Source organism: Streptomyces sp. PKA51 (assembly GCF_057552455.1).
This window is the reverse complement of the sequence record NZ_BAAJPZ010000007.1, coordinates 93,677-108,142: the sequence shown is the minus strand read 5'-3', so window position 1 is coordinate 108,142 and position 14,466 is coordinate 93,677. Positions and strand designations below refer to the sequence as shown.

Sequence of the window (14,466 nt, the reverse complement as noted above, 5' to 3'; positions counted from 1 at the left end):
GGCCGGGCCCCGACCCCGCCCTTTCACCGTTTCCCTGGGGGCTCCGCCCCCTGGAACCCCCGCCGGCCGGGCCGACGCGAGTCGGCCCGGCCGGCGTGTGCTTGCAAGGGCCGTGTCAGAACGTGAGCTTCCAGCCCGCCACGTAGCCGTCGTCCTGTGCCGCCACGTCCTGGACGCGCAGCTTCCAGACGCCGTTCGCCGTCTCCGACGAGGCGTCGACCGTGTACGTCGCCACGACGTCCGCCGCCGAGTCGTTCGCGCTGGAGGACTTCAGCCGGTACGTGCGCCCGCTCGGTCCGACCAGGTCGATCACCAGGTCACCGCGGTAGCTGTGCTTGATGTCGACGCCGACCTTGAGGGCGGAGGGCGCGTTGCCGGTCAGGCCGGAGACGGTGAGCGGGGAGTCCACCGCCGCTCCCGCGTCGGGGATGTCGACGGTCGTCGTGCTCTCGAAGACCTTGCCGCCGCTCGGCGGCGTCGTGGAGCCGCCGCTCAGGGTCCACAGCCCGTAGGCGATGGCGTCGCTGTTGTTGTCGAGGGCGGTGTCGTTGATGTTCGCGATGGTGTCGCACGACTGGTGGTAGCAGCGGTCGAACGCCTGGCCGGTGGTGCCGCCCCACTTGCGGGCCTGGTCGGCGGTCTTGGTGTAGTCGGCGCCGCTGAAGAGGCCGCCGACCCGCACGCCGGCGTTCTTGAAGGGGGCGTGGTCGGAGCGGCCGTCGCCCTCGGTCTCGATCTCGGTGGGGATGTTGCGGGTGGCGAAGAAGTCCTTGAAGACGCCTTCGAGCTGCGGGTCGTCGTCGTAGACGAAGTAGCCGGGGTTGGGCGAGCCGATCATGTCGAAGTTCAGGTACGCGTCGATCCTGCCGCGTTCGGCGGCGGGGAGCTGGCGTACGTAGTTCTGCGAGCCGACCAGGCCCAGCTCCTCGGCTCCCCACCAGGCGAAGCGCAGGTGCTTGTCGGGCTTGTAGCCCTGCTTGGCGACGGTCAGGGCGACTTCGAGGATGCCGGCGGTGCCGGAGCCGTTGTCGTTGATGCCGGGTCCTCGGCTGACGGAGTCGAGGTGGGCGCCGGCGAAGATCACGTGGTTGGGGTCGCCGCCGGGCCAGTCGGCGACGAGGTTGTAGCCGGTGGCGCCGTTGGAGGTGAACTGCTGGACGCTGGTGGTGAAGCCGGCCGCGTCCAGCTTGCCCTTGACGTAGTCGAGGGACGCCTTGTAGCCGCTGCGCCCGTGGGCGCGGTTGCCGCCGTTGGCGGCGGCTATGGACTGCAGCTGGTTCAGGTGCGCCTTGACGTTGGCGACGGATATGTCGGGGACCGCGGGGGCCGCCGTCCCGTTCCGCCCGGCGGTCGCGGTGGTGGGTGCCGCGACCGCCGGGACGGAGGAGGCGCCGAGCAGGGCGGCGGTTGCGGCCGCGCCGGCGGCGAGGAGAACGGCACCGCGTGATCTTCGCGGTGCCGTTCGCAGGGTTGGTCCGTGGAGAGACATGGGGGGCTCCCAACTCTGTTTGACGTGGCCATGATGCTGAGGTGCACCTGACGCAGCGTCAAGAGCGGGTTCAGGACACCGATCACCGGTTTCCGGATACCGGGCGCCCGTTCACCCCCGCTGAGCTGTGGTTTCCGTGTCCTGAGGGGCAATTGTTTTTTCTGTGTTACCAACGGCCGCCCGACGCCGGGCCGTTTGCACCTGCACCCGAGCGTGACGGGCCGTACGCAGCGCGTCCCACGTGAGCACCGCCAGCGCCACCCACACCAGCGCGAAGCCCGCCCACCGCTCGGGCGGCATCGCCTCGTGGAAGACCACCAGCCCGAGCCCGAACTGGAAGACCGGCGCGAGGTACTGCAGCATGCCGATCACCGACAGCGGCAGCCGCACCGCCGCCGCGCCGAAGGAGACCAGCGGCACCGCGGTGATCACGCCGGTGCCCATCAGCAGCAGCGCGTGCCCGGCGCCCTCGGAGGTGAACGTCGAGTGCCCCCGGCCCCCCAGGAACAGCAGCACACCGAGCGCCGGCAGGAACTGCACGGCCGTCTCCACGGCCATCGACTCCAGCCCGCCCAGGCCCACCTTCTTCTTCACCAGGCTGTACGTGCTGAAGGTCGCCGCGATCGTCAGGGCGATCCACGGCGGCTTGCCGTACCCGGCGCTCAGCACCGTGACCGCCACCGCACCGGCCCCGACGGCCACCCACTGCGCCCTGCGCAGCCGCTCGCGCAGCACGAGGACGCCGAGGGCGATGGTGGCGAGCGGATTGACGAAGTAGCCTAGCGACGTCTCGACGACGTGCCCGGAGTTCACGGCCCAGATGTACACCCCCCAGTTGACCGAGATCACGGCCGCGCCGAGTGCCGCCACGGCCAGGCGTTTGGGCTGCCGCAGCAGCGGGCGTATCCACTGCCACCGGCGGGTGACGGCGAGCACGACGGCGACGGTGACCAGGGACCACACCATGCGGTGGGCGAGGATCTCGACCGCCCCCGCGGGTTCGAGCAGGGGCCAGTACAGCGGGAAGAGCCCCCAGATGCCGTATGCGGCGACGCCGCACAGCAGACCGGTGCGGCTCTCGCTGCGCTGCGGCGGGGGCGGGGCGGATGGTGAGGACGGCATGGCGACCCCCGTTCTCGGCGACGGCAACCATGCGACGGTAATCCGCCCGGCGCATCGTGTGCATGCGCGTATCGCATGACGGTCATGATCCTGCCGTCCCGCCCTGCCCGGCGCGGGCGTGCTGCTGCTCGATGGCCCGCGTCACGTCGAACGGCAGGATCGTCACGGCCACGTTGGGCAGCTGCTCCAGGACGCGGGCGAGCTCCTCCGCCGTACCCCGGTGCAGCAGCCGGCCCAGCGGGGTGGAGTACGTGCGCCGGGGCACCAGCAGCGTCAGGGCCGTCGTGGCCTCCGCCGTCGTCCGGGCCGCGTGGTCGGCGACCGCGTGCCGCAGCCGGCGGTCGGGGCAGTCGACGAGCTCCAGGGGGACGGTGGTGCCGCTGGAGCGGTCCCAGCGCTCGGTCAGCCGGCGCGCCCGTTCCGCGTCGATGACGAAGTGCACGGCCCGCACCTCGTCGGGGTGCAGCTCGTGGGCGTAGCGCAGCGCCTTGAGCGTGGCCAGGTCGAGGTTGTCGACGAGGACGTGCACGACGTGGCGCCGCCAGTGGGGGCGGTCGGTGGCGAAGGCCGGGACGTTCTCCAGCGCCGCGGCTTCCTGCCGGTACTGGCGGTTGATGCGGATCAGCGCCCACACGCCCAGCGGGAAGACCACGACCACCAGCCAGGCGCCCTCGGTGAACTTCGTGACCGCGAAGATGATCACGACCGCCGCCGAGACGACGGCGGCCAGCAGGTTCGCCGCCGTCTTCCAGTGCGCGGGGCCCCTGCGCCGCCGCCAGTGGTGGGCCGTCATGCCGGCAGCGGCCATCGTGAAGCCGGTGAAGACGCCGATGGCGTACAGCGCCACCAGCTTGTCGACGTTCGCGCCCGTCACCAGCAGCAGCGCCAGCGAGACGACGGTCAGGCAGATGATGCCGTTGGAGAAGGCCAGCCGGTGGCCGCGGCGGGTCAGCTGCCGGGGCAGGAAGCGGTCCTCGGCGACGAAGCTGGCGAGGAAGGGAAAGCCGGTGAACGGCGTGTTGGCGCCGGTGTAGAGGATCAGGGCGGTGGCCAGCTGCACGAACACCAGCCCCGCCGTGCCCGCCCAGCCGTCGCCGAAGACCAGGTGGGCCTCCTGGGCCAGCACGGTGGGGTTGCCGTCCTCGTAGGGGATGGCGTGCGTGTAGTGGGCCAGCAGCGAGACGCCGAAGACCATCGCGCCCAGGATGCAGCTCATCGTGGTGAGCGTGCGGCGGGCGTTGACGCCCTCGGGGTGGCGGAAGGCGGAGACGCTGTTGGAGATCGCTTCCAGGCCCGTCAGCGACGAACCGCCGTTGGCGAAGGCGCGCAGCACCATGAACAGCGTCGCGCCGTACAGCCAGCCGTTGCCCGTGCCCAGCGGCACGGCCCCGGCCGCGTGCACGTCCGCGTGCGGCAGGCCGCTGCCGGCCACGGCCCGCACCAGGCCGACGCACAGCACCAGGGCGATGGCGAGCATGAACAGGTACGCGGGCGCAGCGAAGGTCCGCCCGGCCTCGCGCAGGCCGCGCAGGTTGCCGTACATGAGCAGCACCACGATGCCCACGGTGATCGGCAGCTTGAGGTGGTCGATGCCGGTGTAGCCGTCGCCGGTCAGGTGCGCGAGCGAGACCAGCGCGTCGGTGCCGGCGGCCGTCTGCACGGCGACGGTGACGATGTAGTCGACCAGCAGCGCGACCGCGGCGATCTGCGCGATGCGCGGCCCGAAGTTCTCGCGGGCGACGACGTAGGAGCCGCCGGCACGGGTGTAGACGGAGACGACGTCGCGGTAGGAGAGGGTGAGCAGCAGCAGGACGAACAGGATCGCGCCCGTGACGGGCAGGATGAGCGTGAAGGCGGCCGTCCCGGCGACCGGCACGAGGATGCGCAGCATCTCCTCGGTACCGTACGCGGTCGACGACATGCAGTCGGAGGCGAGAACGCCGAGCGCCAGCGGGTTGGACAGCTTCTCCCGGGCCAACCGCCCGGTGACGAGCGGCGGACCGAGCAGGAACCGCTTGATCCGGTACGCGGGACGGTCGCGGACGGGCATGGCCATAGAAGACGGGTGCCCGGCCCGACCCCGGATCAGCCCCGCCGGTCGGGGGCTTTTCCCCTCCCCGCCGACCACGCGGCCGCGCGCACGCGCGGAGCGCGGTACGGGGTCGGGGGGCGGAGCCCCCGCTCCGCTGGGGCCTGCCCGGCGGCTTCTTCGTCACGCGCCGCCACGGCGCCCCGTAGGGGCGCGGGGAACTGCGCGACAAGCCACGACGCGCCCGCAGATCGCCCGGACACCGGGGTGGTGTGTCAGCTGCGGGCGGTCGCCGGCCGATCGCGCCCACGCGGCGGCAGCCGCACATCGACAACGCCCCGCGCCCCTTTCGGGGCGCCGTGGTGCCCCGCGACAAGGAAGCCACCGGACACGGTCTACGCCGTCACGTCACGGGACGTGAACCGCGCCCACGCCGCCGAGCCGAAGACCGCCGCGTACAGCCCCTGCAGCCCCACGTTGCGCAGCACCTCGTCCCAGTACACCGGCTGCCGCAGCAGGTCCGCGAAGCTCAGCCAGTAGTGCGGGAAGAGATACGACCGCACCGCGCCCACCTGCGGGAACTGGTCGAGGATCTGGACGGTGATCAGCAGGCCCACCGTCGTGGCCATCGCCGCGATGCCGCTGTCGGTCAGTGTGGAGACGAACAGACCCAGCGCCGCGAGCCCCACCAGGGACAGCGCCACCACGCCCGCGATCGCCAGGGCCCGCAGCAGCCCCTCCCCGAACGACACGGTGGTGCCGCTGATCAGCGTGACCTCCCCCAGCGGGAAGAGCACGGCCCCCACCGCCAGCGCGGAGAGCGCGACGACGAGGGTCGCGGCGCAGCAGAACAGGACGGTCGTCGCGAACTTCACCAGCAGCAGCCGGGTGCGCCCGGCGGGGGCGACCAGCAGGTACCGCAGCGTGCCCGGGCCGGCCTCGCCGGCCACCGCGTCACCGGCGACGACGCCGATGGCCATGGGCAGGAAGAACGGCAGGGTCACGGCGAGCGAGGTGAAGACGAGGAAGAGGCCGTTGTTGGTGACCTGGCTGATGAAGGCCGGCCCGCCCCCGCCGTGCCCGGCGCTCCCGCCGTCCGCGGTCTCGATCTTCACGGCGGCGCCCACCAGCACCGGCACGGCCGCGAGGACGCCGAGCAGGGCGAGGGTGCGCCACCGCCGGAAGGTCGTTGCCACCTCGTTGCCCAGCAGCGAGAGGTCAGCCCGCGACATCGAAGCCCTCCCCGGTCAGGGCGACGAACGCGTCCTCCAGCGAGGCCCGCTCGGCGCCGAAGGCCCGCACGCGCACGCCGGCGCGGACGAGGGCGGCGACGAGGTCGGCGGGCTCGGCGAGGCCGGCCGGGGGCTCCCCGGTGACGCGGTCGTCGGTGACCGTGAGGTCGTGCACGCCGTGCTCCTTCAGTACGCGCACGGCCTCCGCCGTGTCGGGGGTGGTGACGGCCAGCCGGCCCCGGGCGGACGCGGCGAGCTCGGCGACCGTGCCCTGGGTGAGCAGGCGGCCGCGGGCCATGACGGCCACGTGGGTGCAGACCTGCTCGATCTCGTCGAGGAGGTGGGAGGAGAGGAAGACGGTGGTGCCCTCGGCCGCCAGGGAGCGCACCAGGGAGCGGATCTCGCGCATGCCCTGGGGGTCGAGGCCGTTGGTGGGCTCGTCGAGGACGAGGAGCTCGCGGGGTTGCAGCAGGGCGGCGGCCAGGCCGAGGCGCTGCTTCATGCCGAGGGAGTACGCGCGGGCCTTGCGGCCCGCGGCCGCGCCGAGGCCGACGCGGTCGAGGGCGGCACCGACGCGGGCGGCCCGGGTGCGGGGATCGGCGGCCGGGTCGGCGGCGTCGAGGCGTACGAGGTTGTCGCGGCCGGAGAGGAAGCCGTACAGGGCGGGGCCCTCGATGAGGGCGCCCACCTTGGGCAGCACCCGGCGCACGGCGCGCGGCATCTCCTCGCCCAGCACCCGGGCGGTGCCGGCGGTGGGCTCGATGAGGCCCATGAGCATCCGGATGGTGGTGGTCTTCCCCGAGCCGTTGGGCCCGAGGAAGCCGAAGACGCTGCCGCGCGGCACGACGAGGTCGAGGCCGTCGACGGCGAGCCGGCCGCCGCGGTAGCGCTTGGCGAGCCCGCGGGTCTCGATCACGGGGTCGCCGGCGCCGGCGGCCGGCTCCTGCACGGTCGTCCCTCCCCTGTCGCTCACTTGGTGGTGTCGGCGGCCTTGATCAGGGCGTCCTTGGTGACGGCACCGGCGTAGACCTTGCCGTCGTCGGTCATCAGGATGTTGACGATGCGGGTGCTGAACAGGCGTCCGGTGCCGAAGTCGCCGGAGACCCTGCTGCCGAGGCTGTCGAGCAGCGCCTGGGCGTCCCGGTCGTTCGCGCCGGCCTTGGACTGGCCGGCCTTGGACTGGGTGCCCTCGGCCTGGCCGGCCTTGGAGTGGGTGGCCGCGTCCTTGCCGGCGTCGAGGCGCACGATCGAGCCCCAGCCCTTGCCGATCACCTTGCTCCGGCCGTCCTGGGCGCCCTCCGGGCCCCCGAGGGCGGGCATGCCGGGCAGCTCGGGCAGGGCCTTGTCGTGGCGGCCGGCGGCGTCCTTGGCGTCGCCCTCGGTCACCTTGGCGCCCTTGGGCGGGGTGAAGGTGAAGGTGCCCGCGGCCGGGGCCCCGAAGTCGACCTTGGTGAAGGCCGCGTCGACGACCGCCTTGCCGCCGCCCTTGGGGGCGAGGGTGAACTTCAGCGGCACGCCCGTCTTCGCGTCCACGGCGATGCGCACGGCCTCGACGGTGGAGTCGCCCTGCTTGGGCTTGACCGCCAGCTGGTAGGTGTCGCGGCCGGCCACCTTGGCCGTGCCGTCGACGGTGACGGCGGTGGTGTCGTCGGCCGCGGCGAGCACCTTCTTGGCGAGCTCCTGCGGGGAGATCGCGGCGGCGTCGGCGGGGGCCTTGTGCGCGGACTTCTTCGCGTCCTGCGGGGCCTTGGCGTGGTAGGCGGTGTTGCTGGCGCTGTCGTACGCCCAGACCTCGCCGGCGTTGTGGACGACGCTGTACTCGGCGGCGGACTCCACGATGGACAGCCGCTGCTTGTCCGGGCCGTCGACGGCGATGCGCAGCGTGTGGCTGCCGGCGGCCAGCTCGGTGAGCTTGGCCTGCGGGGAGGCGTCCCCGCCGCCCTTGCCGCCGGCGCTCTTGCCGCCGAGGTCGCCCAGGGATCCGCCGCCGGGCAGGGAGGGCAGCCCCAGGTCGGTGCTGATCTTGACCGTGCCGGACATGCGCTGGGTGTCGGAAGCGGCCATCCTGGCTATGAGGTCCTGCGCGCTGATCTTCGGCAGGTCCGGGTCGCCGGTGCTGGCGAGCGCGGAGCCGATGCCGATGGTGGCGGCGGCGACACCGGCCACTGCGACCGGCACTGCGTAGCGGACCGCCTTGCGGCGCCGGCGTCCGCCGGTGACGGACGCCTCGGCCCCGTCCGTACCGTCGGTGCCCGGTGCCGGGTGGATCCCTGCCATTGCTCTACCTCCGTCGTGTGACCGACCGCTCGGGAAGACGCTCGGGAAGACCCTTCAATTGCATCAAAGGGACCGCGTCCAGTCGTCAGCCGACGGGATCAGGTCGTCGTACGCCTGCGGTATGACGACCCGTGAGGGAGCACCGGCCGGGGGGTGGAGCCGCTTATGCCTCAGCCGGCCCGGTGCACCACCGCGTCGCACAGGTCCTCCAGCGCCGCCTTGGCCGCGCAGTCGGGCAGCGGCGCCAGCGTCGCGCGGGCCTCCTGGGCGTAGCGGACGGTGTCGCGCCGGGCCTGCTCCAGGGCGGGGTGGACGCGCAGCCGGCGCAGCACCTCGGCGTGCCGGGCGTCGTCGGTGAGGTCGCCCGCGAGCAGCTCGCACAGCTCGAGGTCCTCGGGCGCGCCGGTGGCCTCAGCGCGGGCGCGCAGGTGCAGCACCGGGAGGGTGGCGATGCCCTCGCGCAGGTCCGTTCCGGGCGTCTTGCCGGACTCGTGGGAGTCGCTGGCGATGTCCAGGACGTCGTCGGCGAGCTGGAAGGCGATGCCCAGGCGCTCGCCGTAGTGGGTGAGGATCTCCACGACGCGCTCGTCGGCGCCGGACATCATGGCGCCGTAGCGGCCGGAGACGGCGATCAGCGAGCCGGTCTTGCCGGCCAGCACGTCGAGGTAGTGCTCGATGGGGTCGCGGCCGTCGCGCGGGCCCGCGGTCTCCAGGATCTGGCCGGTGACCAGGCGCTCGAACGCCTCGGCCTGGATGCGCACGGCCTCCGGTCCCAGGTCGGCGAGTATCCGCGAGGCGCGGGAGAAGAGGAAGTCGCCGGTGAGGACGGCCACGGAGTTGCCCCAGCGGGCGTTGGCGCTGGGCACCCCGCGCCGCACGTCGGCCTCGTCCATGACGTCGTCGTGGTAGAGCGTGGCGAGGTGGGTGAGCTCGACGACGACGGCCGAGGGCACCACGCCGGGGGCGTACGGGTCGCCGAACTGGGCGGCCAGCATCACCAGCAGCGGACGGAACCGCTTGCCGCCTGCCTTGACCAGGTGCTGGGCCGCCTCGGTGATGAAGGGCACCCCGCTCTTGGTGGCCTCCAGGAGGCCCTCCTCGACAGCGGCCAACCCGGCCTGGACATCGGCTTCAAGAGCCTGGTCCCGCACGTTCAGCCCAAAAGGCTCGACGACGGTCACGAGGGGTACTCCTGTCTGCCTGCGAACACGGGGATTGTCGATGTGTCGCTGTCTCCACCAAAAGTCAGCGTATCCGGTCGACAGTCGATCACTCCCCGTAGGGGTGTGGGCAGTCGTCCCAGCGGGGCGTGACGACTGCCCTCTTCCCTCGCGTTCCCCTCGCTTACCGCCGGTACTACAGCGCGGCCACCGCCCTCGCCAGGCGCGGCGAGGCGTACTCCGTACCGCACACGAACCGCATCACCGGGCCGTAGCTGGCGGCGGCCGGCAGGCCGGTGAAGAACAGGCCCGGCACGGAGGAGTGGTAGCCGGCGGCCAGCCGGGGCCCGCCCGCGCTCACCACGAGCCGCGTGCGCAGGCCGGCGCCCAGGAAGTCCAGCGCGGCCACGTCCATCCGGTAACCGGTGGCGGCGATGACGTGGTCGGCGCGCAGCTCGCTCTCCGCGCCCTCCCCGTCACCACCGAGCGTGAGCACCGGCCGCCCCGCCTCCACGCGGGCGCGCACGACGCGCTTGCCCTCGGTGACCTGCACCTTGCCGATGAACCGCTCCCGCAGCCACCAGGCGCCCAGCGGGCCGAGCACCCGGCGCACCAGGTACTGCCGGGTGGGCGCGGGCAGCATGCGGAAGCCGTCCGCGTGGTACGAGAACGCGTACAGCGACCAGGCCCGGCCGAAGGGCGTGTCGGGCTTGAACAGCGGCTGCCCGTCGGGCGCCGCGCCGAAGCGCACGGCGCCCCGGCGCCGGGCGAGCACCCGCACGGACGCAGCGCCCGCCTCGGCCAGCAGCACAGCGCTCTCCAGCGCCGACTGGCCGGCGCCGACGACCACCACGTGCTTGCCGGCGAAGGCCGTCAGGTCGCGGTGCTGGGAGCTGTGCGAGATCGGCCCGGTCGCGGACGGGCCGGCCGGCACGGCGGCGGCCAGCTCGGGCGGCAGCTGGGCGAGGTTGGTCAGGCCGGTGGCGACGACCACGGCACGGGCGGCGAACTGCTCGCCGGAGTCCAGCTTGATCTCGAAGCCGCCGGATCCGCGGCGGTCGACGGAGACCACGCGCTCCTTCTCCAGCTGGGGCACCAGGCGCTGCTGGAACCACATGCCGTAGGCGGCGAAGGTCTCGACGGGAATGATCTCCCAGTCGGACTCGAAGCGCCGCTCCCCCACGTCCTGGCAGTAGTCGAAGAGGGTGTGGCCGGGCTGCGGGGCGTCGATGTCGGAGGCGCTGGGGGTCGACTTCAGCAGCATCCCGGCGGGCATGTTCTCGCGCCAGCTCACCATGGGCGCGCCGAAGACGCGGGTGGGCACGGCCCGGGCTTTGAGGTGGGCGGCGGTCGAGAGGCCGTACGGTCCGGCCCCGATGACGGCTACGGGAAGTGTCACGGGTCCCCTCCCAGGGCACACGATGGTTCGCGTCGGACGGACTTGGTTCGGGCAGACAGGACGGTCTGCGCGGACGGACGGACGGGCAGACGGACGGGCGGACGGACGGGCAAACGGACAGACGGAGGGACGAGCGGACGCACGGGCCGGCAGGGCGCGGCAGGGGCCGCCGGATCGCGGTCAGGCACCGGCGCGGCCGAGGGGGCCGGCGGCGGCGCTCCCGGGGCGTCTTCGGGGGCGTCCCCCCGCGCATATCGCGGCACGTGCGGCCGGTCGTGCCGACCTGGCGGGCGGCCGCGGGCCCGCGGGGCCCGCGGCGGTGACCGCCGTCATCCCGCCGCCGCGACCGCGGCCCGGCGCCGGGAGCGCCACAGCTGCCACAGGTGCCGCATGCCCGGCCGGACGAACCGCGCCAGCATGGTGAAGAACGGCTTCATGTCGTCGCGCGCCACCCACGCCAGCTCCGTGCCGCTCGCCCGGGCGGGGGCGTGCGGGGTGGTGTAGCCGCTGCGGCGGTAGGCGGCGAGGGCGGGCAGGTCGATGTTCTCCACGACGAACCGGCGGCCGGTCAGCTGCTCGGCCTCCGGCACCGCCCGCCCGGTCAGGTCCAGGTGCAGGGCCCGGACGACGTCGATGCCCGCCTCGTTCTCGAACAGGCGGAACTGCGCACCCATCCGGGGGTTGAAGTCCAGCAGCTTGTACTGCCCGTCGCGGCGGTCGAAGCGCCAGTCCAGGTCGATGATCCCGCAGAAGCCGATCTGCTTGATGAATTGTGCGGCCATCGCCGCCAGTTCCGGGTTGTCGACGACGTAGGCGTTGGCCGTCATGCCCGCGTGCGGCGGCCAGGAGCGCACCTTCACGCCGGTGAACATCGCCAGCGGGGTGGAATCGGCGTCGAAGTAGGCGTGGACGATCCAGTCCTCGGCCTCCTCGCGCGGCAAGTACTCCTGGAGGATCACCCCGGGGGCCGGTCCCCAGCAGCGGGCCAGCTCCAGCAGCTCGCGCGGGCCGCCGATGCGGGTCGTGCCGTGCACCGCCGGGTGCCGGCGCCGCTCGAACGCCTCGCGGTTCTTGGCCACGACGGGGAAGGCCGCCTCCGAGGCGTACTTCTCGACCTCCTCGTACGAGGCCGGGAAGAGCGTCGAGGGGGCCGGCACCCCGTGCTCGGTGCACAGCTCGTACAGGCCCTGCTTGCTGGCCAGCCGGCGCGGCAGGGCGGGCTCGACGGGCGGGAAGAGGAACGGGCCGGCGAGGGCGTCCGCGTGCTCGGCGATGAGCACCGCCGCCTCCTCGTCCGTGGGCACCAGCACGGTGGGCCGGCCGATCCGCCGGCCGATCCGCAGCAGCCCCGCCACCAGCTCCTCGGGCCGCTCCGTGCCCGTCGTCGGCCACACGAAGCAGCGGTGCAGGTAGCGCGAGAGTGCGGCGGGGGTCCATCTGTCCTCGGTGATGGCGTACATCGGCACGCCCAGCCTGCCCAGGCTGCGGATGGCACCGACGCCGCCATGGTGCAGGGGATAGTCGCCGATCTTGACAATCAGCCCGGGTACGGACCGGTCCGCCGCCACGGGCGCGATCCTGCTCGCCACCAGCACCCCCCTCGGCCACCCAGCCTCAGCGGCCCCCCACTGTGTGTGACCCGACTTAGGACGCTACTTCGGAATCGACGACTCCCACAAGGAGTTACCGGACATTGCCCTCCCTTTAGCCAGCGGTCGGACACCTGTCGGAACAACCGCCGAGTGATCCCGGCGAACACTTGCCCGTGTGCTGACAGCACGTAATCTGGCGTGACCGTTGGACTGTCCAGGACGAAGGCGAGGCAGCCTCCCATGCCCCAGCACAGCCCCCGCGACCTGCCCGAAGGCGACCCCTTCGGCGCGGCCGCGCTCCCGTACGGCATCTTCACCACCTCCGACGCCCCCGACCGCCCCCGCGTGGGCGTGCGCTACGGCGCATACGTCCTGGACGCCGCCGCCGCGGCCGCCGCGCACGGCTCGCCCCACGCGCCCCTGCTCGCGCAGCCCACCCTGAACGCCCTCATGGCCGCCGGACGGCCCACCTGGCAGGCGGTGCGCGCCGAGATCCGCACCTGGCTCGACGGGGAGCACTTCCACCCGCTGGACGAGGTGACCCTCCACCTCCCCTTCGAGGTCGCCGACTACGTCGACTTCTACGCCAGCGAGCACCACGCCTCCAACGTCGGCCGCATCTTCCGCCCCGGCGCCGACCCCCTGACGCCCAACTGGAAGCACCTGCCCATCGGCTACCACGGGCGCGCCGGCACGATCGTCGTCTCCGGCACCGACGTCGTGCGCCCCCGGGGCCAGCGCAAGGCCCCCGCGGACGAGGCGCCCACCTTCGGGCCCTCCCTGCGCCTGGACATCGAGGCCGAGGTCGGCTTCGTCGTCGGCACCCCCGCCCCCGAGAACACCCCCGTCACCCTCGACGCCTTCCGCGACCACGTCTTCGGCGTCTGCCTCGTCAACGACTGGTCCGCCCGCGACCTCCAGGCCTGGGAGTACGTGCCGCTGGGCCCCTTCCTCGGCAAGTCCTTCGCCACCTCCGTCTCCGCCTGGATCACCCCCCTCGACGCCTTCGACGCCGCCCGCACGGCGCCGCCGGAGCGCACCCACCCGCTGCTGCCCTACCTCGACGACTCCGCCGCCGAGCCCGGCGGCATCGACCTGCGCCTGGAAGTGACGATCAACGGCGAGGTCGTCTCCCGCCCGCCGTTCTCCGCCATGTACTGGACGGCCGCCCAGCAGCTGGCCCACATGACCGTCAACGGCGCCTCCCTGCGCACGGGCGACTTCTACGCCTCCGGCACGGTCAGCGGCCCGGAACCCGACCAGCTCGGCTGCCTCCTGGAGCTCACCGCCGGCAAGGGCCCCTACCTGGCCGACGGCGACGTCGTCACCATCACGGCCTGGGCCCCGGGCCCGGACGGCACGCGCGTGGGCCTGGGCGAGGTCACGGGCCGTATCGCTCCGGCGCGGGACTGAAGCGGAACCGGGCGCTGCTAGTTTGTCGTGTCCAGTTCGACGGACGACGAGAGAGAGCAGAGAGCTCAGTGCGCAAGGCAGTACAGATCACGGGGGCGGCCGTCGTGGCCGCTGTGCTGATGACCGGTTGCTCCAAGAGCAGCGACGACAAGAAGACGGACCCCGCCGCGAAGCCCTCGGGCGCCGCCTCCTCGGCACCGGCCGCCTCGCAGGCGCCGGTCGGCTCCGGCAACGTCACGGCCGCGGACCTCAAGGGCGGCTGGTCGAAGGGCAAGCTGTCCGACCAGAGCCTGCTCATCATGTCCTTCGCGGGCGACCAGGTGATGCTGAGCGGCAAGACGGCGTGCACCGGCAAGGTCGTCGACAACGCGCAGCCGGTGACGGTGGAGATCAACCACTGCCAGGACGGCAGCACGGACTACGCCAAGGGCACGATCAAGAAGTTCGACGGCAAGACCCTGACGATCGCCTGGGCGTCCGGCAAGGAGGACACGCTCACCAAGACGGTAGGCGGCGACGGCAAGCCGGCGATCAACATCCCCATCCCGGCCAAGCCGGGCAGCTGACGCACACATGCCGGACGGGCTGACATTGTCAGCCCGTCCGGCATGTGCGGTCCGCAGGCGCCGGGCCGCGTCCGGCGGATCTCCGCCACGCACCACCACGGCGCCCTGCAGGGGGCGCGGGGCAGTGCCCGATCTGCGGCTCCGCCGCGTGGGCGCGACAAGCCAGGACGCGCCCGCAGTCGGCCCC

At 72.8% G+C, this 14,466-nt stretch carries 11 protein-coding genes; 2 read left to right on the top strand and 9 right to left on the bottom strand.

Annotated features, from left to right (window positions below):
• Nucleotides 1-115 precede the first annotated feature (115 nt).
• From AC27L3_RS13550 to AC27L3_RS13510, 9 genes are all read right to left on the bottom strand, one after another.
• The gene (locus AC27L3_RS13550) at nt 116-1,489 is read right to left on the bottom strand and encodes a M20/M25/M40 family metallo-hydrolase (RefSeq protein ID WP_487234284.1); all 1,374 of its coding nucleotides are present in this window, start codon (nt 1,487-1,489) and stop codon (nt 116-118) included.
• A 111-nt stretch (nt 1,490-1,600) separates the two neighbouring features.
• Entirely contained in the window at nt 1,601-2,611 is a 1,011-nt protein-coding gene (gene rarD, locus AC27L3_RS13545; RefSeq protein ID WP_487234283.1) for an EamA family transporter RarD, read from the bottom strand.
• 82 nt (nt 2,612-2,693) lie between these two features.
• Nucleotides 2,694-4,667, bottom strand: a complete 1,974-nt coding sequence (locus AC27L3_RS13540; protein ID WP_487234282.1) for an APC family permease — start codon at nt 4,665-4,667, stop codon at nt 2,694-2,696.
• Between the two features lie 368 nt (nt 4,668-5,035).
• Nucleotides 5,036-5,872 carry an ABC transporter permease gene (locus AC27L3_RS13535; RefSeq protein WP_487234281.1) on the bottom strand — a complete coding sequence of 279 codons (837 nt, stop codon included), beginning with the start codon at nt 5,870-5,872 and terminating at the stop codon, nt 5,036-5,038.
• Nucleotides 5,859-6,821: an ABC transporter ATP-binding protein gene (locus tag AC27L3_RS13530; protein ID WP_487234280.1), complete on the bottom strand. Its 963-nt coding sequence runs from the start codon at nt 6,819-6,821 to the stop codon at nt 5,859-5,861. Before AC27L3_RS13530 ends, AC27L3_RS13535 begins: the two co-directional genes overlap by 14 nt.
• Nucleotides 6,822-6,841: 20 nt before the next feature.
• The gene (locus AC27L3_RS13525) at nt 6,842-8,149 is read right to left on the bottom strand and encodes a LolA family protein (RefSeq protein WP_487234279.1); all 1,308 of its coding nucleotides are present in this window, start codon (nt 8,147-8,149) and stop codon (nt 6,842-6,844) included.
• A 170-nt stretch (nt 8,150-8,319) separates the two neighbouring features.
• Nucleotides 8,320-9,330, bottom strand: coding sequence for a polyprenyl synthetase family protein (locus AC27L3_RS13520; protein WP_487234278.1), 1,011 nt, complete (start codon nt 9,328-9,330; stop codon nt 8,320-8,322).
• A gap of 175 nt (nt 9,331-9,505) precedes the next feature.
• A complete protein-coding gene (locus tag AC27L3_RS13515; protein ID WP_487234277.1) occupies nt 9,506-10,708 on the bottom strand; it encodes an FAD-dependent oxidoreductase in 1,203 nt (400 codons plus the stop codon).
• A 329-nt stretch (nt 10,709-11,037) separates the two neighbouring features.
• The gene (locus AC27L3_RS13510) at nt 11,038-12,297 is read right to left on the bottom strand and encodes a carboxylate--amine ligase (RefSeq protein ID WP_487234276.1); all 1,260 of its coding nucleotides are present in this window, start codon (nt 12,295-12,297) and stop codon (nt 11,038-11,040) included.
• Between the two features lie 243 nt (nt 12,298-12,540).
• On the opposite strand from AC27L3_RS13510, the gene fahA reads away from it, so the two are divergent.
• Nucleotides 12,541-13,713, top strand: a complete 1,173-nt coding sequence (gene fahA, locus AC27L3_RS13505; protein WP_487234275.1) for a fumarylacetoacetase — start codon at nt 12,541-12,543, stop codon at nt 13,711-13,713.
• Nucleotides 13,714-13,781: 68 nt separating this feature from the next.
• Nucleotides 13,782-14,279, top strand: coding sequence for a hypothetical protein (locus AC27L3_RS13500; RefSeq protein WP_487234274.1), 498 nt, complete (start codon nt 13,782-13,784; stop codon nt 14,277-14,279).
• Nucleotides 14,280-14,466 lie beyond the last annotated feature (187 nt).

Bases quoted from the DNA above. Each gene is read 5' to 3' on its own strand.
- AC27L3_RS13550 (WP_487234284.1), bottom strand. From the start codon at position 1,489: ATGTCTCTCCACGGACCAACCCTGCGAACGGCACCGCGAAGATCACGC.
- rarD (WP_487234283.1), bottom strand. From the start codon at position 2,611: ATGCCGTCCTCACCATCCGCCCCGCCCCCGCCGCAGCGCAGCGAGAGC.
- AC27L3_RS13540 (WP_487234282.1), bottom strand. From the start codon at position 4,667: ATGGCCATGCCCGTCCGCGACCGTCCCGCGTACCGGATCAAGCGGTTC.
- AC27L3_RS13535 (WP_487234281.1), bottom strand. From the start codon at position 5,872: ATGTCGCGGGCTGACCTCTCGCTGCTGGGCAACGAGGTGGCAACGACC.
- AC27L3_RS13525 (WP_487234279.1), bottom strand. From the start codon at position 8,149: ATGGCAGGGATCCACCCGGCACCGGGCACCGACGGTACGGACGGGGCC.
- fahA (WP_487234275.1), top strand. From the start codon at position 12,541: ATGCCCCAGCACAGCCCCCGCGACCTGCCCGAAGGCGACCCCTTCGGC.